This is a genomic window from Chromobacterium sphagni, assembly GCF_001855555.1.
GTDB lineage: Bacteria > Pseudomonadota > Gammaproteobacteria > Burkholderiales > Chromobacteriaceae > Chromobacterium > Chromobacterium sphagni.
In genome coordinates, this window is the sequence record NZ_MKCT01000001.1 from 604,983 (window position 1) to 629,789 (window position 24,807).

Genomic DNA, 24,807 nt, shown 5'->3' on the forward strand with positions numbered 1-24,807 from the left:
ACAGCCGCGCGCATCAGGTAGTTCAATGGCGGACAATATGATGAAACCATGAAAATCCGCGCCTCGTCCATGCGGACCCAACCGCAACCGTTCACTTGCACCGGCGGCGCCCAGTCCCATGGCCCGCAACGACCGTCTTGCCCGCATCGTCGCTCGCAACGGCCATCACGCGGCAAACCGCGTCGTCATGCCGAAGCCATGGCCATACGGCATGCTTGGCGTCGATGGTTTAGCAAAAACGGGACATTTCCGCGTCCCGGCCCGCGACCACGGCAAAACCATCTATCGTGAATCAGGCAGGCTCCAGCCCGCCGCCATCCGCCTTGCGGCCGGCCGCTGCGGCCGGGCAAACATCGGCACCGCCTCGTCTTGCGCGCAAAGCTTGTGAATGTCCGTTAAAACTTCGGCGAGGCCGCCATGTTCGACAAAAGCGACAAGGGCATCATCCTGAAGACCATTATGGTGGCCGCTCCCATCCTGATCTGCATGGGCCTGTTGCCAGTGCTGTCGTTTTACATCGAAAAGCTGGAGGAAAACGGCCGGTCGGAGATCGTCGACTACATCTCCATCGCCCAGGCGGCGATGGCGGTAAAGTTCGACGCCGCCGACCTCAACGGTTGGCAGACCGGCTACGCCTTCGACATCATCCGCCACGTCGATGGCGCCGCCGGCAACGACGCCGTATCCCGCGCCGAATTCCTGCGCTCCGCCAGCAATTTCCGCCGCGACATTCACGTTCTGCGCACGATGCCGCTGGCCGGCGACCAGCGCAACCTGCTGGACAGCGTGCAACAGGATTTCGACAGCTTCATGGCGCTGGACGCCCAGATCATCGCCATGTACCGCAGCGGCGCGCCCGCCGCCCGCGACAAGGCGTCCAATCTGGTGATGGGCGAGGAGATCCAGATCTTCAACCACATCTCGCAAAACACCAACGCGCTGGCGGTATCCATCACGCTGGACCTGATGAAGAAAGTGGCGCAATCCAACTCCTACGGCATCGTCGCCCGCTGGATGATGCTGGTGATGTGGATCATCGCCAGCGCCATGGGCATCCTGCTGGTCCGGCTGCTGCACAAATGGCTGAGCCAGATGCGCGGCCTGATGCAGAAGCTGGAGTCGCTGGCCGGCACCGACGAGTTGACCCAGCTGCCCAACCGCCGTACCTGGGACATCCAGATAGAAATGATGCTGGCCGCAGCCAAGCGCTACCGCCAGCCGATCGCGGTGGCGCTGTTCGATCTGGATCATTTCAAGCAATTCAACGACAGTCACGGCCACCCGGAAGGCGACCGCCTGCTGCGGGAAGTATCCATTTTGATCAAGTCGCGGATGCGGCAATCGGACCTGTTCGCCCGCTTCGGCGGCGAGGAGTTCGTGCTGGCGCTGATGGACTGCGACTTGCCGCAAGCGATGACCCGCATCGACTCGCTGCGGCGAAACCTGCCTGACAACCAGACCTTCTCGGTCGGCGTCACGCTGTGGGCGGAAGGCGAGCGCATCCACAACACCCTGGCGCGGGCGGACAAGGCGCTGTACCAGGCCAAGGACGGCGGCCGCGACCGGGTAGTGGGGGTGGAGCCGCCTGCGGGAAAGGGCGAAGGGCGCTAGGCTGCTTAGCCAAACCAGCCGCTCAGCCGCAGAAAACAGGGCAGCCACCAGCCTGCCCCGCATCATGAACCCTCTGTACGATCAACCGGCCATCCGCCCCATCCGTTCCGCCAGCCGCAAATGGCAGGCGGAAGCCAGTTTGACCAGATCGGTATTGTTCACCGGCATCCTGCCCGGTTCGGCAATCAGCTCCGCCAAGCCCTCCAGCGTGGCGACGGAGCTGGTCAGACCGATCAGCTTGCCATGCGGCCAGCGCTGCTTGTTGTGGCGCTCGTAATCCAGGGCCACCACCCAGCGCGAATGCTGCCAAGGCCCGGGGCCGCGCAGCACCGCCTCCATCACCGCCCTGCCCACCTGCTGCGCCGCCTCGGCAGCCAAGGCCAGCGCCAGATGCAGACTCTCCGCCGTGGTGGCCGGCCCGCCCTCATGCAGCAGCGCCGGCCGCGTCTGTTCCTGCCACCAGCGCCGCAAACGCCGCGCGCCCGGCTTCTTGATTCTTCTGACCACCTCGTCCAACTCGCCTTCGGACAAGCACAGCACCGGTTCGTCCTCGCCGGCCAGCAGCAGCAAGCGGCCGGCTGGTTGTTCCAGCGTGTGCAGCAGGTCTTCCACTTCCTGCTTCATCGAGGCGGCGATTTCGGCGGCGACGAACCAGAAGCCCTCCTCGCGGCGGATGACGCGCAGCGGGAAGTTTTTGGCGTAGTCGAGGCGGAGGGGGAGGTTTACGGAGAGGTCGAGGTGGTGGTTCATGACCGGGCCTCCTCAAGCTGGCTGGATGCTTGGGGACTAGCGGTATGTAGCGGGAAGCGACTGAGGACAAGAAGCGCCTCAGCAATACGATTGATCATGGCCATGATGGCCTCCTTATGCTTTGAGATGAGAAATCCACCGTATCGGGGTGGGGGCGCTCTCAACGGCATAAGTCGTCCGGGTCCTTGCGGATACCCGACACCCCCCTTGATCTCTTGCGACGTGCGAACGCACGCCTAGAAAGAAGGCGTAATGATACCGCCAGAACTGGGCGGGTGCAGCTTATGCTTTGAGAGAGCCTCCAAACTAAGCCCCTTCCCCTGGCATGTCAATGTATTAAGTATTGATGCGTAATCAGCAGCTTGTACTACTTGATACCGCAGTGTATCTCTGATCGGAACATGTCGTTTTATCACGTTTGGGTTCCGCCCAGAGGGCGGGCCAGGGGGCTGCGCGGCCAGCCCCCTGCACCCCCAGGCCGCCCCGACAGCGCGGCGAAACCCCGTCTCCGAAGCCATTCCCAAGGCGCCGCCCAACTCGCGGGGCGCTAACGTCGCCCTGCTCAAACAAATGGCGACTTAAGACCTTGGGAATGGCTTCGGAGCCGGCTTGCGCTGATGGGGGAGTAGTGTCAAGTCGATTTGGTTCTGCAGCTATCAACTTTATAGTAATCAATCGTCCTAAACGCGAAATCATAAAAATACCGCCACTCCAATCCATTCGCAATATTTATAAGCATTTATACTTAGCAATCTTTATATGGGAAACAATTCTGACATGAACTATTATTTGATAGTCATTTTAAAAGTAAGAAAAATTAAATACCATAATCGCGCGCGTATCTTTGCTCACGTAAAGATACGCGGCTGAATCATTATAAATTAATCCAACTATATACTATTGACAAAAAAGTAAACTATTTTTAAATGTCGGGTAAAATTAACAATTAAGACCAAAGGGGTAAGATATGGAATGTGAATATGAAGTTCAATCGAAGTGGAAACAAAATAACATTCCCTGAGAAATTACATCTATCAGATATAGATGAAGCATTGGCATCAATACATCAGGCAACAAGCGTAGCCGGATATCGAGATGTCATGCTTAACTTCGCAAATACAAAAATTGTTGCTCCTGAGTTTATGTTAGCTATTTGTGACTACATGTATGAGCTACGCACAAAAGACATTGATGCCAATTTGATATTTCCTGCCGATTTAAAACTTAGCCGATTATTTTCAAATACAAATTGGGCATATCACATTGATCCATCCAACCACGCCCAAAGTGACTTCAAAGGCTTTAAGCAAGTTCCAGCTACCCTATTCGAAAACACACAACAACAGTCCGATGCCGTAAGTAATATCGTGAATGTATTGCTTTCCAGTTCCAATGGAATTGAGCGCGGTGATTTTGTTGCTTTTGAATGGGCGATCAATGAAATTACAGATAATGTTTTGATGCATGCTAACTCAGGACGAGGCCTTGTTCAAGTCTCCAAATTCCATCACAAACAAAAAAAGATATCGTTTGTAGTCTGTGACTCAGGTGATGGCATTCCCAAAACTCTTCGAAAAGGCATACCGACGATTAAATCGGACATGGAAGCCTTAATGCAATCAATTGAAGAGGGTGTCACTAGAGACAAAACAAAAGGACAGGGAAATGGATTGTTTGGCAGCTATCAAATATGTACAGCAAGCGGGGGGAAATTTCAAATCAGATCAGGGAATGCCTTTCTAGAAGCAGATAACCGAGACAAGATTACCAAAAATACAAAAGTACCATATAATGGGACAATAATAGTTTCTGAAATAGATTTCTCCATCCCAAATTTATTAGAAAATGCATTAAAATTTGAAGGAAAAACTTACACGCCATGGACAAGGATTGAGAAACGATATGAAGATGAAAAGGAGGACAAAATAAATTTTGTCATGAAAAACGAAAGTACTGCTTTTGGTAATCGATTAGCAGGGGAATTTGTCAGATCAAAATTACAAAACCCAATCAATATGCATAACAGTTACACCTGCGTTATTGATCTATCTGGAATTGATATTATATCCAGTAGCTTTGCTGATGAAGTGTTTGGAAAGATTTTTTTAACCCTTGGTATGGATGCCTATCAGAAGATAATAAAAATAATCAATGCGAATGAAATTTGCGAAAAAATAATCAATAAATCTTTGAAACAAAGAAATGCCCTTTAACCCGGTAAGTTGGGCTCCATCGTAGGTTGGCGCTGAGCGCAGAAGCCCAACGTTCACCGCGCCCTACTCCTACAACTGCACCACAACACCTTCCCCTGCCCAACCCTCAGGCAACCACCCCAACCTGACATAGCGATGGAAGCTGGAATACGGCCAATCCGCCACCCGCTCCACATGACCATGCTTGACCGGGTTGTAATGGATATAATCCACATGCGCCTGCAGATCCGCCTCATCGCGAATCCGATGCTCCCGATACCGCCGCTGCCAGATGCCGCGTTCCCGCTTGCGCTCTCGACTCTCCCGGATGCGTTCGACTTTGGGTAGATTGCGCGAAAATGCCGCCTTGATCAGAGCCATTCTTGTCGCGTAATCCGCGTCGCCCTGCGGCAAGGCCCATACCGCATGGAAATGATCCGGCAACACCACCATGGCGACGATCTCAAATGGATGGCGGTCTCGCACTTGGCGAACAACCTGCCGCAAAACGTCGATATGGCGAGTCAGATAATCTTGTCGCCGATCCGCCAAGTTGACAGTGAAGAACCATGTGCCGCCTTCTGCCATTGAACGACGATAACGCATGGACTGCCTCCAGCACACCCGCGGTAAACGTTGGGCTTCGCTGTGCTCAGCGCCAACCTACACGCCAACGAATCCCAGGCCATCTTGAGCACAAAACCGAACCGACTCGCCACCATTCCCCATCAGCGCAAGCCGGCTCCGAAACCATTCCCAAGGTTTTAAGACGCCGGCTGTCCGACGCGGGGCGACGTTAGCGCCCCGCTAGTTCCGGCGGCTCCTTGGGAATGGCTTTGGAGACGGGGTTTCGCCGCGCTGTTGGGGTCGCCTAGGGGTGTCGGGGAGCTGGCGAGACAGCTCCCTGACCTGCCCGGCGGGCAGCCCCGCCATGAAAATCATCATCCGCGAAGCGGACACAAAACCGCGACACAACAACCGGTGCGTCGCCCCTGCGGGGTGACGCACCCTACCCGTGGAGGCGAACCACCTGCTTGGCAGCCTTCCGCCACAAAACCCAATCATCATGCAATCCAATCAAAACAAAAGGGCAAGCCCCCAGGCTTGCCCTTTCTTCATCCGACGGCGATCAAATGACCGCCGATCCAACCTTACTTCTTGCGCTGCGGCGGCAGGTCCGTGCAGGTGCCGTGCGCCACTTCCGCCGCCATGCCGATGGACTCGCCCATCGTCGGGTGCGGGTGGATGGTCTTGCCGATGTCGGTCGCGTCGCAACCCATCTCGATCGCCAGGCACACCTCGCCTATCATGTCGCCCGCGTGCGGGCCGACGATGCCGCCGCCGATGATCTGGTGGGTTTCGGCGTCGAAGATCAGTTTGGTGAAGCCTTCGTCGCGGCCGTTGGCGATGGCGCGGCCGGAAGCGGCCCATGGGAACACGCCCTTCTCGATCTTCAGGCCCTGCTTCTTGGCATCGTCTTCCGTCACGCCCACCCAAGCCACTTCCGGATCAGTGTAAGCCACGCCCGGAATCACGCGGGCGTCGAAGTAGGCCTTCTGGCCGGCGCAATTTTCCGCCGCCACGTGGCCCTCGTGCACGCCCTTGTGCGCCAGCATCGGCTGGCCGACGATGTCGCCGATGGCGTAGATGTGCGGCACATTGGTGCGCTGCTGCTTGTCCACCGGGATGAAGCCGCGGTCGGTCACCGCGATGCCGGCGTTTTCCGCGCCCAGCAGCTTGCCGTTGGGCGCGCGGCCGGTGGCGTACAGCACCATGTCGTAGCGCTGCGGCTCTTTCGGCGCGCTGGCGCCTTCAAACGTCACCCAAACCCCGTCTTCCTTGGGCTCGATGCCCACGGTCTTGGTGTTCAGCATGATGTTGTCGAAACGGTGGGCGTTCCACTTCTGCCATACCTTCACCAGGTCGCGGTCGGCGCCCTGCATCAGGCCGTCCATCATTTCCACCACGTCCAGGCGCGCGCCCAGCGTGGAGTAGACGGTGCCCATTTCCAGGCCGATGATGCCGCCGCCGACGATCAGCATCTTGCCCGGCACGGACTTCAGCTCCAGCGCGCCGGTGGAGTCCACCACGCGCGGGTCGTTCGGGATGAAGGGCAGCTTCACCACGCGCGAACCGGCGGCGATGATGGCGTTGTTGAACTTGACCACCTTCTTGTCGCCGGTCGTTTCGCTGCCGCTGCCGGTGGTGACCGACACTTCGATATGGTGCGGGTCGAGGAAGTGGCCGACGCCGCGCACCACTTCCACCTTGCGCGCCTTGGCCATGCCGGCCAGGCCGCCGGTCAGCTTGGCGATGACCTTTTCCTTGTAGCCGCGCAGCATGTCGATGTCCACTTCCGGCTTGCCGAACTTGATGCCGTTGGCGGCCAGGTGGCTCACTTCGTCTATCACCGCCGCGTTGTGCAGCAGCGCCTTGGACGGGATGCAGCCCACGTTCAGGCAGACGCCGCCCAGCGTGGAGTAGCGCTCGACGATGACGACCTTGAGGCCGAGGTCGGCCGCGCGGAAGGCGGCGGAGTAACCGCCGGGGCCGCCGCCCAGCACCATCACGTCGCATTCCACATCGGCGCCGCCGCTGTGCGAGGCGGCTACCGGAGCGGCTTGCGGCGCGAAGCCGGCCTGGGTGGTGGCGGAGGCGACGCCCACGGTTTCCACCGGCTTGGGCGCTGCCGGAGCCGCGGCTGCGCCGGCGGCTTCGATGATGACGATCACGTCGCCTTCGGACGCTTTGCCGCCGACGGCGACTTTCACTTCCTTGACGGTGCCGGCGGCTTCAGCCGGCACTTCCATGGTGGCCTTGTCGGTTTCCAGCGTGATCAGGCTGTCGTCCTTCGCGATCACGTCGCCCGGCTTGACGAAGACTTCGATCACGTCCACGTTGCTGTGGCCGCCGATGTCCGGGACTTTCAATTCAATCAGATTGCTCATGGCTTTCCATCCGTAGGGCGGAAGCCCGCGGCGCGGGCGTTCCGCCGTATTCCAAGCGGCAAGGAGAAGGCGGAGCGCCCCGGCGGGGCGTCCGCCCTACCATTACAGGATCAGGCGGCGCACGTCGGTCAACAGCTTGCCCAGGTGCACGGTGAAGCGCGCGGCTGCGGCGCCGTCGATCACGCGGTGATCGAAGGACAGGCTCAGCGGGCACATCAGGCGCGGCTCGAATTCCTTGCCGTTCCACACCGGCTTGATCTGCGACTTGCAGACGCCCAGGATGGCCACTTCCGGCGCGTTGACGATAGGCGTGAAGCTGGTGCCGCCGATGCCGCCCAAGCTGGAGATGGTGAAGGTGGCGCCCTGCATGTCGGTCGGCTTCAGCTTGCCTTCGCGGGCCAGCTTGGACAGGTCGGTCAGCTCCTGCGCGATCTGGCGCAGGCCCTTCTTGTCGGCGTCCTTGATCACCGGCACCACCAGGCCGTTCGGCGTGTCGGCGGCGAAGCCGATGTGGTAGTACTGCTTCAGCACCAGGTTGTCGCCGTCCAGCGAGGAATTGAAGTTGGGGAAGGCCTTCAGCGCTTCGGCCGCGGCCTTGATGATGAAGGCCAGCGGGCTGATCTTCAGGCCGGACTTTTCCCATTCCTTGCCCACGGTCTTGCGGAAGTCTTCCAGCTCGGTGATGTCGCACTCGTCGTTGAACGTGACGTGCGGGATCATCACCCAGTTGCGCGACAGATTGGCGCCGGAGATCTTCTGGATGCGGGACAGCGGCTTGGTTTCGATCGGGCCGAACTTGGCGAAGTCCACCTTGGGCCACGGCAACAGGTCAAGGCCCGAGCCGGAGCCTGCCGGCGCGGCGGGAGCCAGCGCGGCCGGGTTCTGCATGATGCCCTTGACGAAGGCCTTGACGTCGTCTTCGGTGACGCGGCCCTTGCGGCCGTTGCCCTTGACCTTGCCCAGGTCCACGCCCAGTTCGCGCGCCAGGCGGCGCACCGACGGACCGGCGTGGGCCTTGGAGAAGGCGATTTCGTCGATGGCGGCGGACACCGCGGCTGCAACCGGCGCCACGGCCGGCGCGGCGGCGGGCGCAACGGCCGCCGGAGCCGGAACAGCCGGGGCGGCAGCCGGCACCGGGGCTGCGGCAGGTGCCGAAGCGGCGACAGCGCCCTCAACCACGACAATCAGATCGCCTTCGCCGACCTTGTCGCCGACCTTGACCTTGACTTCCACCACCTTGCCGGCGGCGGTGGCCGGCACTTCCATGGTGGCCTTGTCGGTTTCCAGCGTGATCAGGCTGTCGTCGACGGCGATTTGATCGCCCACCTTCACCGACACTTCGATCACGTCGACGCCGCTGTGGCCGCCGATGTCGGGCACGCGGATTTCGCTGCGGCCGCTGGCGGCCGGGGCGGCGGAAGCGGCCGCTGGCGCAGGCGCGGCTGCCGGGGCCGCGGCAGGAGCGGCGACGGGCGCCGGGGCCGCAGCGGCCGGAGCCGGCGCGGCGGCGGACGCGCCCACTTCGATGATGGCGATCACGTCGCCTTCGGAAATCTTGCCGCCTACGACGGCCTTCACTTCCTTGACCACGCCGGCGGCTTCGGCCGGCACTTCCATGGTCGCCTTGTCGGTTTCCAGGGTGATCAGGGAGTCATCCACCGACACGGTCTGGCCGGCGGAGATGAATACTTCGATGATGTCTACATTGCTGTGCCCGCCGATGTCGGGCACTTTCAGTTCGATCAGATTGCTCATGAGCTTTCCATCCGTGGAGCGGTCCCCCTGGTCTGCGCAGCGCTTGGTCTGCGCAGGCTGGCGGCCCGTCGATATTCGGCTTCGTTACGGCGCAAGCTCCGGCGCTTCCCGGCGTTCCCGCCCGGCTGCCGGAGCCTGCGACCTACCCGGTCGGCGGCTTAAACCTTCCAGCTCGCCAGCTTGTCGGCCTTGATGCCGTACTTGGCGATCGCCTCGGCCACCTTGGCCGCTTCGATCTTGCCGTCGCGCGCCAGGGCGGACAGCGCTGCCACCGCCACGTAGTGACGGTCCACCTCGAAGAACGAGCGCAGGTTGGCGCGGCTGTCGGAGCGGCCGAAGCCGTCGGTGCCCAGCACCACGTAGCGGCCAGGCACGTATTCGCGGATCTGGTCGGCGTAGTTGCGGATGTAATCGGTTGCGGCAACCACCGGACCCTGACGGCTGGCCAGTTGCTGCTCGACGTAGGACACGCGCTGTTCGCCCACCGGGTTCAGCAGGTTGTGGCGGGCCACGTCCATGCCGTCGCGGCGCAGTTCGTTGAACGAGGTCACGCTCCAGACGTCGGCGGCCACGCCGAAGTCGTTCTTCAACAGATCCGCCGCGGCCAGCACTTCGCGCAGGATGGTGCCGGAGCCCATCAGCTGCACCTTGGCCTTGGCGTCGCCGCCGTCCTGCAGCAGGTACATGCCCTTCAGGATGCCGGCTTCCGCGCCCGCCGGCATCGCCGGGTGGGCGTAGTTCTCGTTCATCAGCGTCAGGTAGTAGAACACGTCCTGCTGTTCCACGTACATGCGGCGCAGGCCGTCCTGGATGATCACAGCCAGCTCATAAGCGTAGGTCGGATCGTAGCTGATGCAGTTCGGAATCAGGCCGGCCTGGATGTGGCTGTGGCCGTCTTCGTGCTGCAGGCCTTCGCCGTTCAGCGTGGTGCGGCCGGCGGTGCCGCCCAAGAGGAAGCCGCGGGCGCGCATGTCGCCGGCAGCCCAGGCCAGATCACCGATGCGCTGGAAGCCAAACATCGAGTAGTAGATGTAGAACGGAATCATCGGCTGGCTGCTGTTGGCGTAGCTGGTCGCCGCGGCGATCCAGTCGGCCATCGCGCCCGGCTCGTTGATGCCTTCCTGCAGGATCTGGCCGTCCTTGGATTCCTTGTAGAACATCAGTTGATCGGCGTCCTGCGGCACATAGTTCTGGCCCTGGGTGGACCAGATGCCGTACTGGCGGAACATGCCTTCCATGCCGAAGGTGCGGGACTCGTCCGGCACGATCGGCACCACGCGCTTGCCGATGTTCTTGTCCTTCAGCAGGGTGCCCAGCATGCGCACGAAGGCCATGGTGGTGGAATACTCGCGCTCGCCGGACGATTGCAGCTGGCCGTCGAATGCCGACAGCTGCGGCACTTCCAGCACGGTCTTCACCGGCTTGCGGGCCGGCAGGTAGCCGCCCAGGGCCGCGCGGCGTTCGCGCATGTACTTCATTTCCGGGCTGTCTTCCGCCGGCAGGTAGTACGGAACCTTGGCCAGATCTTCATCGGAAACCTGGATGCCGAAGCGGTCGCGGAATTTGCGCAGGCTTTCCAGATCCATTTTCTTGGCCTGGTGGGCGATGTTCATCGCCTCGCCGGAGGCGCCCATGCCGTAGCCCTTGATGGTCTTGGCCAGAATCACGGTCGGGCGGCCGTTGGCATTGTGGGTGGCCTCATGGTAAGCCGCGTACACCTTGTGCGGGTCGTGGCCGCCGCGGTTGAGGTTCCAGATTTCCTCGTCCGACATATTGGCCACCATTTCGCGCAGCTCCGGGTATTTGCCGAAGAAGTGTTCGCGAACGTAGGCGCCGTCCTTGGACTTGAAGGTCTGGTAGTCGCCGTCGACGCACTCGTCCATGCGCTTCTTGAGCAGGCCCTTGGTGTCCATCGCCAGCAGCGGGTCCCAACGCGAGCCCCAGATGACTTTCAGCACGTTCCAGCCGGAGCCGCGGAAGTCGCCTTCCAGTTCCTGGATGATCTTGCCGTTACCGCGCACCGGTCCGTCCAAGCGCTGCAGGTTGCAGTTGATGACGAACACTAGGTTGTCCAGGCCTTCGCGCGCTGCCATGGCGATGGCGCCCAGCGATTCCGGCTCGTCCATCTCGCCGTCGCCGCAGAAGCACCACACCTTGCGGCCGTGGGTCTTGGCCAGGCCGCGGCTTTCCAGGTACTTCAGGAAGCGGGCCTGGTAGATGGCCATCAGCGGGCCCAGGCCCATCGATACGGTGGGGAACTGCCAGAAATCGTCCTTCAGCCACGGATGCGGGTAGGACGGCAGGCCCTGGCCGTCCACTTCCTGGCGGAAGTTATCCAGCTGGGCGGCGGAGAGGCGGCCTTCCATGAAGGCGCGGGCGTAGACGCCGGGCGCGATATGGCCCTGGAAGTAGATCAGATCGCCGTCCTGCTCGTCGTTCTGGGCGCGCCAGAAATGGTTGAAGCCGACGTCGTACAGGGTGGCGGAGGATTGGAACGATGCGATGTGGCCGCCCAGCTCCAGATCCTTCTTGCCGGCGCGCAGCACCATGGCGGCGGCGTTCCAGCGGTTGATCGAGCGGATGCGGTGTTCCAGCTCGTGGTTGCCGGGCGACTTGATTTCCTTGCCGACCGGGATGGTGTTCAGGTACGCGGTGGTCGCGTCAAACGGCAGGTGGGCACCGCGGCGGCGGGTGCGCTCCACCAGCTTTTCCAACAGGTAATGCGCGCGTTCCGGGCCTTCGTTATCCAGCACCGACTCAAGCGCTTCAGTCCATTCCTGGGTTTCCAACGGATCGATATCGTCAGGGAAAGTTGCAGCCATCTCTGGTCCTCACAGCGGGTGACATCGGGGACCGCGTCAGTACCGGCCGGCCCCGCAATTATGCTATCGGCTCGAAAGCGAGCCAATTATTTGATTTGAGATTATAAACGAACACATTCGCAAATAAAAATGTTCATTTGCGAATGTGTTCGCTACGACCCAGCCAGTGTACGTCCGGAAGGATTCGCAAAGGAATAGCCGACAGCGGCTAAGACGGCGGGAAGTCGCGAAACAAACCGATGCTGCGCCGCATCATGTTGTTTTTTTGCGATAAGAAGCGCGAACTTGAAACAATTGTTTCAATTTCGCGCAGCCTTCCGCTCGTCCTTGGCCAGCCGCTCCACTTCGCGCAAGCGCGCCTCCAGCATCGAACGCAGGTAGAAGTCATCGCCCTTGGCCTGGCTGGCCAGCTGGTACTGCTCCAGCGCCGATGAATAGCGCTGCTCGTAATAGAAAGCGTTGCCCAGCGCCTCGTGGTAGCGCAGCGGGTCCTTGTCGGCGTACAGCTTGGCCTGCAGCCGGTACAGCGCCGGATCGGCGCTGCGGTCGTTAAGTTGCTGGCGCAGCAGCTTCTGCGCGCCGGCGCGGTCGCCGCCGTCCAGCGCGACGTCGATCTGCGACAGCTGCAGCGCGGTATTGCGCGGGAAGGCTGCGAGGCCGTTGCGCGCCGCCGCCGCCGCCGCGCTCCAGTCGCGGCCGTCGCGGGCGATCTCCACCTCCAGCCCATACAACATCGGATTGTCCGGCAACTTGGCGCGGGCCTTGGCCAGCGCTTCGCTGGCGCCGGCGCGGTCGTGCTGCAACAGCTTGGCGCGCGCCAGACCGTACCAGCTGGCGCCCTCGTTCAAGTACAGGCCGCGCTGCAGGGTGCTGTTGTAGTAGAACAGCGCCTCGTCCGGCGTCATGGTAAGCGTGCGCAGCTTTTCCCGCACCAGCAGATAGTCGATGCTGTCGGCGCGCATCCGCACCGGATAGTCCAGCGCGCGGTTCTGCGCCTCGCTGATCCGCTCCACCGTCACCGGGTGGGTGCGCAGGAAGGCGTAGGCCATGGTGTCGCTGTAGCGGCCGGCCTGCTCCAGGCGCTGGAAGAAGGTCGCCATATAGCGCACATCGTAGCCGGCATTGCCCATGAACTGCATGCCGACGCGGTCGGCCTCGCGCTCGAAATCGCGCGAGAACGCCAGTTGGCGCGAAATGGACAGGCCCATGCCGGCCGACACCGCGCCCATCGCGCCCTCGCCGCTGCCGGCCTTGGCCGCCAGCGCGGCGGCGACGATGGTGCCCAACAGCAACAGCGGATTGGTGGCGCTGCTGGCCGCCTGCATCCGCGCGATGTGGCGCTGGGCGACGTGGGCGGTTTCATGGCCCATCACCGCCGCCAGCTCGCCCTCGCTCTGGGTGGCCAGAATCAAGCCGATATTGACGCCGACGTAGCCGCCGGGCATGGCGAAGGCGTTGATGCCGGTGTCGGCGACGCAGAAATAGGTGAAATGCACGCCGGGCAGCGTCACCGACGCCGACAGCTTGCCGCCGATATCGTTAAGGTAGGAACTGACCTCGGCATCGTCCAGCACGTCGCCGGCCTCGCGCATCGCGCGCAGCGCGTCGCGGCCGATGCGGGCCTCGTCGGTCAGGGACAGGGAAGCGTCGGAAATCTCGCCCAGGTCGGGCAGATCGGCGCGGACGATCAGCGGCTGCGCCAGCACGGAGGCCAGCAGCGCGCACAGCAGGCGGCGTTTCATCATGGGGCTTATGATAGCCGCGAAGCCGCGTAAGTTGCATGCCTGTCGCCTTGATCAAAGCTAAACAATTGTTGCCCGGCCGCCGGACTGTCATGACACGCGGATTCCAGCTAGACTCGACTGCAGTCAGAACTCCCGCAGCCGCCGCCATGTCCATTCTCCCCCCTGCCCCGCCCAGGCTCGCCACCGAAACCGGTCAGGCCGACTTCGGCGTCTATCAGGGCATCATTCCCGACCTGAGCTGGAATGGCCTGGCGATGTCGCCGCTGCAACGGCTGGGCCGCCGCCTGCATCACAAGCGCTGGCAATACGCCGCCATCGCCCATGACGACTTCCTCATCGCCGCGGCGGTGGTGGACGTGGGCTGGAACGGCACCGCTTTCGCCTATCTGTTCGACCGCCGCAGCCGCCGGGTGGCGGCCGCCGCCAGCGCCAACGGCTTGCCCGGCGTCGGCATCCGCGTCGCCGACCGCGCATTCGGCGACGCCCATTTCCGCTTCGGCGGGGTCGATCTGCGCTTCGCCCGCGACGGCGACACGCTGCGATTGAGCCTGGACAGCCGCGAACTGCAGCTGGACGCCGCCATCTCGCTGGCAGCCATGCCTCCGGTGCTGGCGGTGGTCGCGCCGGCCAACTACCTGGCGCACAGCACCCACAAAAGCGGCGGCCTGACGGTGGAAGGCGAGGCGCGCGGCCCGGCTGGCCGCTACGCCCTGTCAGGCGCGGCGGCCTCGCTGGACTACTCCAACGGCCTGCTGGCGCGCGAAACCCGTTGGCGCTGGGCCAGCGCCCATGGCCGGCATATGGGGTTCAATCTGCAACAAGGCTATATGGGCAACGCGGAAAACGCGGTGTGGCTGGACGGCCGGCTGTTCCGCGTCGGCGCGGTGGAGTTCGACTACCTGGCCGACGACCCGCTGGCGCCGTGGCGCGTCCGCAGCCAGGACGGGCTGGTGGATCTCGCCTTCACGCCCGAAGGCGCGCGGCGCGAGGACAAGAACCTGCTCATCGCCGCCAGCCGGTACGTGCAGCCGATAGGCCGCTTCGACGGCACCCTGACCGATCCCGCCAGCGGCGAGCGCCATCCGGTGCGGCAACTGGCCGGCGTCACCGAAGACCACCTGTCGCGCTGGTAGAAAGACTCGATGCTGTTATTGAAACTACTGCTGGTGCCGACGCTGATCTGGCTGATCAGCGCCGCCGCCAAAAAATGGGGTCCGGCGGTGGCGGGCGCCCTGGCCGGCTTTCCGGTGATCACCGGCTCGATCCTGCTGATCCTGGCGCTGGAGCACGGCCCGGCCTTCGCCCAGCGCGCCGCGTTGGCCGCGGCGCTGGGCACCAGCACCAATATCGCCTTCGGCATCGCCTACAGCTGGGCGGCGCTGCGCTGGCGCTGGCCGGCGTGCCTGGCCTTGGGCTTGGCCGGCTACGCCGCCGCCGTCGGCCTGAGCCAGCTGGCCGGGCTGTCGCCCGGGCAGGGCGCGCTGCTGGGCCTGGCTTTCCTGCCCGCCGCCGGCTATCTGTTTCCCAAGCCGCCGCCTCCCGATCCCGGCGCCGTGCTGCGCGAGGCCGGCATGGCGCCGCGGATGCTGGCCGGCGCGGCGCTGGTACTGTTGATCACCAGCGTGTCCGCCAGCCTGGGTCCGGCCTTGAGCGGCCTGCTGGCGGTGTTTCCGGTATTGGGCAGCGTGCTGGCGGTATTCAGCCAGCAGAGCGCCGGCAGCGCCGCCACGGTGCGGCTGCTGCGCGGCATGGTGCAGGGTTTCTACGCCTTTGTCGCCTTCTGCCTAAGCCTGGCCTGGGCGCTGCCCGGGATGGCGCTGGCACCGGCCTTTCTATTCGCCTTGCTGCTGGCGGCTCTGGTGCAGGCGGCGGTGCTGTGGCGCAGCCGGCATCGCCATTAGCCCCCCCGGCCGCCGGCGCCATGACTGAAGCCATGCTTGGCGTTCGGCGCTCCGGAATGAAAAATGCCGCCCGTCTGCGACAGGCGGACGGCAGCGCTTGGCGCCGACGGATGCGTTCAGCGCGCGCCGATCGGCAGCACGCTTCGACCGTATTGCTCGTTGATCACGGTGGCCATCGCCAGATACACAGCGCTGGCGCCGCACACGATGCCCTCAAAGCCGGCGATGACGCCGATGGCGGCGCTGCCGGTGAAGTCGCGCGCCGCCAGCAGGAAGAACAGCACGGTCAGCGAGGCGAAAACAAATTGCTTCATGCGCGGATAGTTGACGGTGCCCGCCAGCATGAACAAGGTGAACACGCCCCACAGCAGCAGATACCAGGCCATATAGCCTGGCGGGGTGGCGTCGGCCAGGCCCAGCTTGGGCAGCACCAGCAGCAGCACCAGGCTCAGCCAGAACAGGCCGTAGGACAGGAAGGCGGTGACGCCGAAGGTGTTGCCGCGGCGGAATTCCATGACGCCGGCGACGAGTTGCGCCAGGCCGCCGTAGCACAGGCCCATCGCCAGCACCATGGCGCTGAGCGGGAAAAAGCCGGCGTTGTGGATATTCAAGAGTATGGTGGTCATGCCGAAGCCCATCAGGCCCAGCGGCGCCGGGTTGGCCAGTTTTTCGTTCACGAAAGCGCTCCAGATAAGCGGTCATTAATATTAGGGAGGCGCGATTCTAGGCAAGCCCGCCCTCCCCGGCAAGCACCTGGATCAAACCTTGCGCCCGGCAGCGCGCCGCCCCGGCGGCGGCGCTCTTGAAAAGAGCCGGCCGCCACTCCAGTTATTTCCGTCGCCAATGCCGCAAATTCCACCCCGGCGGGGGCAACTGGTGATAGCATGCCGCGCGGACTGGAGCAAAACCTCTAGAGCGCATTGAGCTGCGTTTTCCTACCCGTCATGGCGGCGATGCGGGAAAATACAGCTGAATACGTTCCATTTCCGTCATCTGCACAGGAAAACCACAAGCATGGACCGACTGAATACCCTGCTCGACCACAACCGCGCCTTTGTCGAAAGCCGCGAATACGAGCAATACAAGACCGACAAGTTTCCCGGCAAGGGCTTGGCGGTGCTGGCCTGCATGGACGCCCGCTTGGTGGAATTGCTGCCCAAGGCGATGGGCCTGAAGAACGGCGACGCCAAGCTGATCAAGAACGCCGGTGCGCTGATCACCCACCCCTGGGGCTCAGTGATGCGCAGCCTGATCGTCGCCGTGTACGAGCTGCGCGCCGACGAGATCTGCGTGGTGGCGCACCGCGATTGCGGCATGCGCGCAATCGACCCCAAGCACATCCTCGACCACGCGGTGGAGCGCGGCATCCCGGAAGAGACCATCGCCACTCTGCGCAATGCCGGCATCGACCTGGACAACTGGCTGAAAGGTTTCGACAACGTCTCCGACAGCGTGCGCCACTCGGTGCAGACCATACGCAACCACCCGCTGATGCCCAAGGACATTCCGGTGCACGGCCTGGTGATCCACCCGTCCACCGGTCGGCTGGAAGTAATCATCAACGGCTACGGCGAAGAGAGCCACACCGCCGCATGAGCGCGCGCATCGGGGTGTTCGGCGGCACCTTCGACCCGATCCATCTGGCCCATCTGCGCATGGCGCGCGCCTTCGCCGAAGAGCTGGCGCTGGACCGGGTGCTGCTGATCCCCGCCGGCCTGCCCTACCACCGCGCCCGCGGCGCGCGCGCCAGCGGCGAGCAGCGGCTGGAAATGGTGAGGCTGGCGATAAGCGGCGACGCCCGGTTTCAAGTCGATGACCGCGAAATCCGCCGCCGCCGCCCGGCCTATACCGTGGACACACTGCGCGAGCTGCGCGGCGAGCTGGGAGATGGCGCCGAGTTGTGGTTTCTGATCGGCGGCGACTCGCTGGCCACCCTCGACAGCTGGAAGGAATGGCGCCAGTTGTTCCAGCTCGCCAACCTCGCCGTCGCCATGCGTCCCGGCTTCGATTGGCAGACGCTGCCGACGGAAGTGCAACAGCAGTGGCAAGCCCGCCAAGTATCTGATTTTTCAAATCGAACGGCTTCCGGTACAATCCGCCCCCTGGCCCTGCCGCCGCTCGATCTGTCCGCCACCCGCCTGAGGGCGTTGCTGACCGCCGGGCAGCCGGTGGATGGCCTGATCGACCCGGCCGTGCTGGCCTACATTCGCCAGCAGCGGCTATACCAATAAACGGGCGGCGGCGCAGCCGCCCTCGCTCTTTGTGGTACCTCTTGCCGGCGCCTGTGCCTGCTACGTACCGGCACAGGAAAAGGAATCATGGATATTCAAGCAATCAGCAAACTGGCAGTGGAAGCCCTGGAAGACATCAAGGGCAAGGACATCATCGAGCTGGACACCAGCAACCTCACCTCGCTGTTCCAGCGCATGATCGTCGCCACCGGCGACTCCAACCGCCAGGTCAAGGCGCTGGCCAACAACGTGCAGGTCACCCTGAAGGAAGCCGGCGTGGACATCGTCGGCAGCGAAGGCCACGAAAGCGGCGAATGGGTGCTGGTTGACGCCGGCGACGTGGTGATCCACGTAATGCTGCCGGCCGTGCGCGACTACTACGACATCGAGGCGCTGTGGGGCGGCCAGAAGCCCAGCTTCGCCATCGGCGCCGCCAAGCCGTGGTCGGCGGTATAAACCGCTGACGCGCTGACGGGGAGGCCCTTCCCCGTCATCCTCTTTCCCGTTTCATCCCGCAAGCCCCATTCCCGATGAAAATCACCATTCTCGCCGTCGGCACCAAGATGCCGCGCTGGGTGGACGAAGCCTATTCCGATTACGCCAAACGCTTCGGCCGCGACATCACGCTGGAACTGAAAGAGATCAAACCGGAAAAACGCGGCGGCGGCGTCACTGCGGAAAAGGGCATCGCCGCCGAGCACGAACGCCTGATCGCCGCCATCCCGCCGCGTTCGCGGCTGGTGGTGATGGACGAGCGCGGCAAGAGCTGGACCTCGCTCAAGCTGGCCGAGGGATTGAAGGAATGGATGGCCGGCGGCGACGACGTGGTATTCATCATCGGCGGCGCCGACGGCCTGTCGTTGGAGTTGAAGCAGCGCGCCGAGGTGCTGCTGCAGCTGTCGGCGATGACGCTGCCGCATGGCATGGTGCGGGTGATGCTGGCCGAACAGATCTACCGCGCTTACTCCATCCTCAACAACCATCCCTACCACCGCGAATGACAAAGCCACGCCGAACGCGTGGCCCCGTCGCGCATCGCCGCGCCTAGCCTTGCGGGCGCTTGCTCAGCGCGGCGCTCACCCGGCTCCTCCTCAGCGGCCACAGCAGGCCGATGCCCAACAGCACCGCCAGGCCATTGGCCAGCACGCCCGCAATATGCAGATAGCCCCAGTGGCCCAGCAACCCGCCATACAGGTGATTGAGCCCCAGCAGCAAGGACAGCCCGCACAGCAGCCCCACCAACTGGCGCTCGGACTCCGGCTCGGCGTGCAGCCGGCACAATAGATAAGTCGCCAATACCAGATCGAAAATCGCGATCTCGCACTGCCAGCCCTCCGACACCGCCCAGACTGTGCCCGCCGCCATGAATTGCGGCGCCGTCAGATGGCCGATGGCGCTGACGATAGCCGCAAACGCCCACGCTCTCACATACCAAGTGCCCATATAGCCCCCTTTAAGGTATTGAACGCAAAACGACGCACTGCACCGGCACGCCAGTGCCTATTTTTAATGCATGGGCAGCAAGCTGCCCGCACCTTATCCAGCAATGACGCCGGGAACGGTAAAACGCGCCTCAGTTATCCACAGCAAACCACAAAACCCGGCCTTATCCACAAACTCACGGTTCAAGCCATCCGCCAGCCGCGCAGACGCCGGTTGATCAACAGCACCCAGACCGCCGTCAACAGGCAAAGTCCGCCTGAAATCATCGTCGCCAGCGTGTAGCTGCCCAGGCTGTTGCGCAGCATCCCGGCCCCGAGCGCCGCAAAAGCCGCCCCCAGCTGATGCCCGGCGACGATCCAGCCAAACACCACCGGCGCCTGCTGGCTACCGAAACTGTTGGTGGTCAGCTTCACGGTAGGCGGCACCGTCGCCACCCAATCCAGCCCGTAAAACAAGGCGAATAGCGGCAGGCCAAAGAAATATTCCAGCCCGAAGGCATACGGCAGGTAGATCAGCGCCAGCCCGCGCAGGCCGTAATAGCAAAATAGCAGGGTTTGCGGAGGAAAGCGGTCGGATAGCCAGCCCGACAACGTGGTGCCCAGCAGATCGAACATGCCCATCGCAGCCAGCATGCTGGCACCGCGCACCGGCGTCAGGCCGTAATCGCCGCACATCGCGATGAAATGGGTGCCGATATAGCCATTGGTGCTGGCGCCGCAGACGAAGAAACTGGCGAACAGCAGCCAGAAGTCGCGCGACTTCGACGCGCGGCCCAGCGCGTCGAAGGCTATCCGCACCGGGTTGTGGTGCAGAGCCGGCTGGAGCGGAGCGTCTTCCGGCTCGCCCAATGCGCGCAAACCCACGCTGGACGGCCGCTCCGGCAACAGCAAGACAACCAGCGGCATGATGCAGGCGGCAGCGATGGCCAGCAGCCACACCGTGCTGCGCCAACCATGCTGTTCGGTCAGAAAGGCCATCAGCGGCAGAAACACCAGCTGGCCGGTGGCGGAGCTGGCGGTGAGGATGCCCATCGCCAGACCGCGATGGCGGACGAACCAGCGGCTGACCACCGATGCGCCCAGCGTCATGGCGGTCGCCCCGGTGGCGCAGCCAACCATCAGCCCCCACAACAATTGCAGTTGCCAGTTGCTGCGCATCAGGCTGGACAAAGCCACGCTGGCCGCCAGCATGGCCAGCGCCGCCAACACCGTGCGGCGCAAGCCGAAACGCAGCATCGCCGCCGCCGCGAACGGCCCCATCAGGCCGAACAGCGCCAGGTTGATCGCCAGCGCGGTGGAGATGGCGGAACGGCTCCAGCCGAACTCATGCTCCAGCGGCACCATCATCACCCCGGGAGCGGAGCGGATGGCGGCGGTGATCAGCATCACCAGGAAGGTCACGGCAATCGCAATCCAGGCATAGTGGAAGCGTCCGCCCGTCCAGTCGCGCAATCCGCTCATGCCTTCGCCTCCGCCAATAGATCAACGTTTTAAACTTAGCCAGTCGGATGGGGCTCCGCACCTCCGATTGCTGCGCGCCGGCGAGCCATTCAACTTATCAACAACTATCCCGCGATGACGATTTTATCCACAGCATGCGGCCGCCCACTCGCGCATGCAGCCGACAAACGCCTCCAACCGGGCAGACATGCCGCGCGACGACGGCCACAGCAGCCAAAGCCTTATCTCCTCTCCGTTTTCACTGTTCAATAGCGGCCGCAAGCTGCCATCTTCCAGTTCGCGGCGGATGGAGATATCCGGCAGACAGGCAATGCCTTGTCCCTGCAACACAAACTCCAGCCGCGCATGCACGCTGTTGCACACCAGCGCGCGCGGCAGAACGGCATCGGCCAAGGGCCACGCCTCCAGCTTGCCGCTATTGGGCGAGCGGTAATGGATCAGCCTGTGGCCCGCCAGCTGCGCCGGGATGTCCGGCTGGCCATGGCGGGCCAGATAGTCCGGCGCGGCGACGATGAGGCGGCGGAAACCCGGCAAGGCCAGGCTGCGCAGCTTGCCCCCATCGCCCGTGCCCACACGGATGGCGGCGTCAAAGCCCTCCTCGATGAGGTCCACATTGCGCTCGCTGTAGTCCAGCTCCAGCGACACCTCGGGGTAGCGCTGCTGGAAAGCCGCCAGCTCCGCCATCATTACCCCGCCTATCGGCGGCAGGCTCAGCCGCAACAGGCCGTCGGGCAAGCGGCCCGCCCGCTCCAGTTCCGCGCGCATGGCTGCGGCCTCCTCCAGCATGCGCCGGCCGCGACTCAACACTGTCGCGCCTTCCGCCGTCAACGCCAGCGCGCGGGTACTGCGCTGCAAGAGCCGCGCGCCCAGCGCCGTCTCCAGGCGGCCGACGCGCTTGCCCACTGCCGACGCCGACACGCCCAACACCCGTCCGGCGCCGACAAAGCTGCCCTGTTCGGCCACCGCGATGAACACCGCCAGATCACTGATTGAAGCCAGCACATTCCCTCCTTTCCGGAGCGGAAAGTGTAACGCCATTCATGCCAAATAGCTCCGCAGAGTGCGGAGCGGCCGCTGGCTGTTTCCGGCCGGAGCAGGCGGTTAGGCTGGAGCTTTTCTTGCACCCAGGTATCGCCATGTCTTCTCCACGCCTGTTGAGCCCCGCCTTGTTGACGCTGGTGGTAGCCGCTTTCGCCATCGGCACCGCCGAATTCGTCATCATGGGCCTGCTGCCCATCATCGCTGCAGATTTACGAATCGACCTGCCCCGCGCCGGCTATCTGGTTTCCGCCTATGCGCTGGGCGTCGTGGCCGGCGGCCCCTTGCTGGCCGGCCTCATTGCCCGCCTAGAGGAAAAACGCGCCTTGATGGCGCTGATGCTGATTTTCATCGCTGGCAACCTCGCCTGCCTGCTGGCACCCAAACTGATGCCTTTATTGCTTGCGCGCGTGCTGACCGCGCTTTGCCACGCCAGCTTCATCGGCGCCGCAGCGGTCATGGCGTCGCGGCTGGCGCCGCCGGGCATGGAGGGACGCGCAATGGCCTTGATGTTTTCTGGCATGACGCTAGCCAATGTGCTGGGCGTGCCGGCGGGCACGCTGATCGGCCAACTGAGCGGCTGGCGGACCAGTTTCGCCGTCGTGATGACGCTGGGCATAGTCGCCTTGCTGTTGATACGCTGGCAGGTCCCGGACCGGACCGGCGACAAACAGACCGGCATCCAGCCACCGCGTCTACCTGGCATGGTCTGGTGCGCGCTGCTCTGCAGCGTGCTGGCTGCCAGCAGCATGTTTGCTTTCTTCACCTATCTGCTGCCGCTATTGAACCAGATCAGTGGCCTGCCGCTGGAATACGCCAGCCCGGTCTTGCTGCTGTGCGGGATGGGTTTGGTGATAGGCGGGTGGCTGGGCGGCCGCTTGACGGACTGGAACCTGAGCCGTGGTCTGGTGCTGACATTGCTTCTGCTATGCGCCAGTCTGATTTGCTTTTATCTGCTCGCCGCGCGGCTGAGCCTGGCGCTAACGCTGATGACGATGTGGGGAAGCATGGCGTTCGCCTTGTGCATGCTGTTGCAGGCACTGGTGATCCGTCTGGCGGGGCAAGCCGCAGCTCGCGCCTCCACGTTCAATGTCGCTGCCTTCAATCTGGGTAACGCGCTGGGAGCCTGGCTGGCCGGTGGGCTGCTGGATCAAGGCGGATCATTGGAGCGACTCAGCCTACTCGCCGCGGGCCTGGCCGGCTTGACCTTGCTCGCTACGCTTGGCGTATTGCATGGCAGTGCTGCCCAGCGCGCACGCTTCGCCAATGCATAAAAAAACAGGCCGCATTTGCGACCCGTCGTGATAGTAGACATCGGCTCAGGCGGCCAGCAAGGTCGCCAATGCCCGCATGGTCTGCCAGGGCTCGCCCGGCTCCACGCCTTTGATCTGGCGGTCGATGCGCGCGCACTCGGACAACGCCTGCATCAGCTTGCGCGGGCCGATGCGGCGCAAGGCCGGTTCGGCCAGCTTCTGCTTGTCGCCCCACAGCCTGAGCTCGCGCGCCATGTCGCGCAGCTGGCGGCCGTCCTTCAGCCCCTGGCGCAGCCTGAGCAGCATGCGCACGTCCTCGGATAGCGACCACAACACCAGCACCGGCGCCTCGCCTTCGGCCATCAGGCCATCCAGCATCCGCATCAGCCGCGGCGTATCGCCCGCCAGCCAGGACTCGGACAGCTGGAACACGTCGAAACGCGCGACATTGGCCACCGCCACCTGCAAATCCGCCAGGCTCAGTTCGCCCTTGGGGTACAGCAGCGCCAGCTTGTCCACCTCCTGGCGCGCGGCCAAGAGATTGCCCTCCACCCGCTCGACGAAGAACTCCAGCGCCTCGCTGCCCAACTGCTGGCCCTGGGCCTTCAGCCGGCGGGCAATCCAGCCCGGCAGTTCGGAGCGCCCCACCGGCCGCGCCTCCACCGCCAGGCCGGCCTTTTCCAGCGCGACGAACCACTTGCCCTGCTGCTGGGTCTTGTCCAGCTTGGGCAGGGTGATCAGGACGATGGTGTCCTCGGGAGGATTCGCCGCCAAACGCTGCAGCGCCTCGCTGCCCTCAGTTCCGGGCTTGCCGCCGGGAATGCGGATCTCCAGCAGCTTCAGCGAGGCGAACAGCGACACGCTGCTCATCGCGTCGACCAGCTGCGACCAATCGAAACCCGCCTCCACCGTCAGCACCTCGCGCTCCAGATAGCCCGCCTGCCGCGCCGCCAGACGAACCGCATCGGCAGCCTCCAGCGCCAGCAGCGCCTCCTCGCCGTGCACCAGGTACAACGGCGCCAGTCCCTTGCCCAGCGCCGCGTTCAGCGCGTCAGGGCTGAGGGACGGCATTGGCCGGCTTCAGGCTTTGCGGTCCGGCCGGCGCGGCGGACGGAACTTTCAGATAGGCCAGGCGGCGCACGATCTGCTCGGCGGCGTCGCGGCGCGCGTCGGCCCATAGCAGGTTCTCCTCCTGCTCCTTGCCCAGCACCGCGTTATCCGAATAGTTCATGCTGCGGCGCACGCTCACATCCATGTCCGGCTCGATCGGCACTCCGCCCAGCACCACCCGCACCGTGGCGGTATAGGTCAGCTGGTACTCGTTGATCTTGCCGCCGGCGTTGATGGTGAGAATGTCCTTGGACTGGTTCTCGTTCAGCACGCTGACCACCGCCTGCGCCTCCTTCGGACCCGCAGTCAGCGTCAGCTTCGGGTTGCGCGCCAGCACGGTGCGCAAATCGCTCCCGATGCTGACATTCGCCGCCTCCAGATACAGGGTGGAGAACGGCAACTCCTTGATGGTGCCGCCCAGGCCGCGCAGATGGAAGCCACAGGCGCTCAGCAGCACGACCAGGCCGGCCAGCAACAGGCAGTTCAGGCTTTGTTTCATATCACTCCCCAGATGGCGGAAGGCCCGCCAGGCAAAGCGGCGAAGGCAG

Annotated in this window: 22 protein-coding genes; 10 read left to right on the top strand and 12 right to left on the bottom strand. The window is 63.3% G+C overall.

Annotated elements, in window-relative coordinates:
* Positions 1 to 118 precede the first annotated feature (118 nt).
* Together BI344_RS23665 and BI344_RS02940 are read left to right on the top strand one after the other, a co-directional pair.
* Positions 119 to 388, top strand: a complete 270-nt coding sequence (locus tag BI344_RS23665) for a hypothetical protein (protein ID WP_139166866.1) — start codon at positions 119 to 121, stop codon at positions 386 to 388.
* A gap of 29 nt (positions 389 to 417) precedes the next feature.
* Positions 418 to 1,611 carry a GGDEF domain-containing protein gene (locus tag BI344_RS02940; RefSeq protein WP_071111454.1) on the top strand — a complete coding sequence of 398 codons (1,194 nt, stop codon included), beginning with the start codon at positions 418 to 420 and terminating at the stop codon, positions 1,609 to 1,611.
* A gap of 81 nt (positions 1,612 to 1,692) precedes the next feature.
* Here the strand turns inward: BI344_RS02940 and BI344_RS02945 are convergent, their stop codons facing one another.
* On the bottom strand, positions 1,693 to 2,361 hold the full coding sequence (locus tag BI344_RS02945) for a BRO-N domain-containing protein (protein WP_071111455.1): 669 nt from the start codon (positions 2,359 to 2,361) through the stop codon (positions 1,693 to 1,695).
* 980 nt (positions 2,362 to 3,341) lie between these two features.
* Here BI344_RS02945 and BI344_RS22675 point away from each other — a divergent pair.
* Positions 3,342 to 4,574: an ATP-binding protein gene (locus BI344_RS22675; protein WP_083370040.1), complete on the top strand. Its 1,233-nt coding sequence runs from the start codon at positions 3,342 to 3,344 to the stop codon at positions 4,572 to 4,574.
* A 69-nt stretch (positions 4,575 to 4,643) separates the two neighbouring features.
* On the opposite strand, the gene BI344_RS02950 is transcribed toward BI344_RS22675, so the two are convergent.
* From BI344_RS02950 to BI344_RS02970, 5 genes are all read right to left on the bottom strand, one after another.
* On the bottom strand, positions 4,644 to 5,159 hold the full coding sequence (locus tag BI344_RS02950; RefSeq protein ID WP_071111456.1) for an REP-associated tyrosine transposase: 516 nt from the start codon (positions 5,157 to 5,159) through the stop codon (positions 4,644 to 4,646).
* Between the two features lie 545 nt (positions 5,160 to 5,704).
* On the bottom strand, positions 5,705 to 7,501 hold the full coding sequence (lpdA, locus tag BI344_RS02955) for a dihydrolipoyl dehydrogenase (protein ID WP_071111457.1): 1,797 nt from the start codon (positions 7,499 to 7,501) through the stop codon (positions 5,705 to 5,707).
* Positions 7,502 to 7,603: 102 nt separating this feature from the next.
* Entirely contained in the window at positions 7,604 to 9,256 is a 1,653-nt protein-coding gene (gene aceF / locus BI344_RS02960) for a dihydrolipoyllysine-residue acetyltransferase (RefSeq protein ID WP_071111458.1), read from the bottom strand.
* Positions 9,257 to 9,414: 158 nt separating this feature from the next.
* Entirely contained in the window at positions 9,415 to 12,078 is a 2,664-nt protein-coding gene (gene aceE / locus BI344_RS02965; RefSeq protein WP_071111459.1) for a pyruvate dehydrogenase (acetyl-transferring), homodimeric type, read from the bottom strand.
* Positions 12,079 to 12,377: 299 nt separating this feature from the next.
* Positions 12,378 to 13,823, bottom strand: a complete 1,446-nt coding sequence (locus tag BI344_RS02970; RefSeq protein WP_239690804.1) for a M48 family metalloprotease — start codon at positions 13,821 to 13,823, stop codon at positions 12,378 to 12,380.
* 146 nt (positions 13,824 to 13,969) lie between these two features.
* Here BI344_RS02970 and BI344_RS02975 point away from each other — a divergent pair, with 146 nt between their 5' ends.
* Both BI344_RS02975 and BI344_RS02980 read left to right on the top strand, forming a co-directional pair.
* Complete coding sequence (locus tag BI344_RS02975) at positions 13,970 to 14,956, top strand: DUF2804 domain-containing protein (protein ID WP_071111460.1); 987 nt, start codon at positions 13,970 to 13,972, stop codon at positions 14,954 to 14,956.
* 9 nt (positions 14,957 to 14,965) lie between these two features.
* Positions 14,966 to 15,724 (top strand): hypothetical protein, encoded by a 759-nt coding sequence (locus BI344_RS02980; protein ID WP_071111461.1) that lies wholly within the window; start codon positions 14,966 to 14,968, stop codon positions 15,722 to 15,724.
* Positions 15,725 to 15,840: 116 nt separating this feature from the next.
* On the opposite strand, the gene BI344_RS02985 is transcribed toward BI344_RS02980, so the two are convergent.
* On the bottom strand, positions 15,841 to 16,401 hold the full coding sequence (locus tag BI344_RS02985) for an acetate uptake transporter (RefSeq protein WP_071111462.1): 561 nt from the start codon (positions 16,399 to 16,401) through the stop codon (positions 15,841 to 15,843).
* A gap of 337 nt (positions 16,402 to 16,738) precedes the next feature.
* On the opposite strand from BI344_RS02985, the gene BI344_RS02990 reads away from it, so the two are divergent.
* From BI344_RS02990 to rlmH, 4 genes are all read left to right on the top strand, one after another.
* On the top strand, positions 16,739 to 17,320 hold the full coding sequence (locus tag BI344_RS02990; protein WP_071111463.1) for a beta-class carbonic anhydrase: 582 nt from the start codon (positions 16,739 to 16,741) through the stop codon (positions 17,318 to 17,320).
* Positions 17,317 to 17,955: a nicotinate-nucleotide adenylyltransferase gene (gene nadD, locus BI344_RS02995; protein WP_071111464.1), complete on the top strand. Its 639-nt coding sequence runs from the start codon at positions 17,317 to 17,319 to the stop codon at positions 17,953 to 17,955. The genes BI344_RS02990 and nadD overlap by 4 nt, the downstream gene beginning before the upstream one ends.
* 87 nt (positions 17,956 to 18,042) lie before the next feature.
* Positions 18,043 to 18,411 carry a ribosome silencing factor gene (rsfS, locus tag BI344_RS03000; protein ID WP_071111465.1) on the top strand — a complete coding sequence of 123 codons (369 nt, stop codon included), beginning with the start codon at positions 18,043 to 18,045 and terminating at the stop codon, positions 18,409 to 18,411.
* Positions 18,412 to 18,485: 74 nt separating this feature from the next.
* Positions 18,486 to 18,956, top strand: coding sequence for a 23S rRNA (pseudouridine(1915)-N(3))-methyltransferase RlmH (gene rlmH, locus BI344_RS03005; protein ID WP_071111466.1), 471 nt, complete (start codon positions 18,486 to 18,488; stop codon positions 18,954 to 18,956).
* 43 nt (positions 18,957 to 18,999) lie between these two features.
* Here the strand turns inward: rlmH and BI344_RS03010 are convergent, their stop codons facing one another.
* The 3 genes from BI344_RS03010 to BI344_RS03020 form a co-directional block, all read right to left on the bottom strand.
* The gene (locus tag BI344_RS03010) at positions 19,000 to 19,398 is read right to left on the bottom strand and encodes a hypothetical protein (RefSeq protein WP_071111467.1); all 399 of its coding nucleotides are present in this window, start codon (positions 19,396 to 19,398) and stop codon (positions 19,000 to 19,002) included.
* A 182-nt stretch (positions 19,399 to 19,580) separates the two neighbouring features.
* Positions 19,581 to 20,858: an MFS transporter gene (locus BI344_RS03015; RefSeq protein ID WP_071111468.1), complete on the bottom strand. Its 1,278-nt coding sequence runs from the start codon at positions 20,856 to 20,858 to the stop codon at positions 19,581 to 19,583.
* 123 nt (positions 20,859 to 20,981) lie between these two features.
* The gene (locus BI344_RS03020) at positions 20,982 to 21,860 is read right to left on the bottom strand and encodes a LysR family transcriptional regulator (protein WP_204377987.1); all 879 of its coding nucleotides are present in this window, start codon (positions 21,858 to 21,860) and stop codon (positions 20,982 to 20,984) included.
* Between the two features lie 134 nt (positions 21,861 to 21,994).
* On the opposite strand from BI344_RS03020, the gene BI344_RS03025 reads away from it, so the two are divergent.
* A complete protein-coding gene (locus BI344_RS03025; protein ID WP_071111470.1) occupies positions 21,995 to 23,170 on the top strand; it encodes an MFS transporter in 1,176 nt (391 codons plus the stop codon).
* A gap of 45 nt (positions 23,171 to 23,215) precedes the next feature.
* Here BI344_RS03025 and holA read toward each other — a convergent pair whose 3' ends face one another.
* Both holA and BI344_RS03035 read right to left on the bottom strand, forming a co-directional pair.
* Positions 23,216 to 24,220 (bottom strand): DNA polymerase III subunit delta, encoded by a 1,005-nt coding sequence (holA, locus tag BI344_RS03030; protein WP_071111471.1) that lies wholly within the window; start codon positions 24,218 to 24,220, stop codon positions 23,216 to 23,218.
* On the bottom strand, positions 24,201 to 24,758 hold the full coding sequence (locus tag BI344_RS03035) for an LPS-assembly lipoprotein LptE (RefSeq protein ID WP_071111472.1): 558 nt from the start codon (positions 24,756 to 24,758) through the stop codon (positions 24,201 to 24,203). Before BI344_RS03035 ends, holA begins: the two co-directional genes overlap by 20 nt.
* Positions 24,759 to 24,807: the final 49 nt, after the last annotated feature.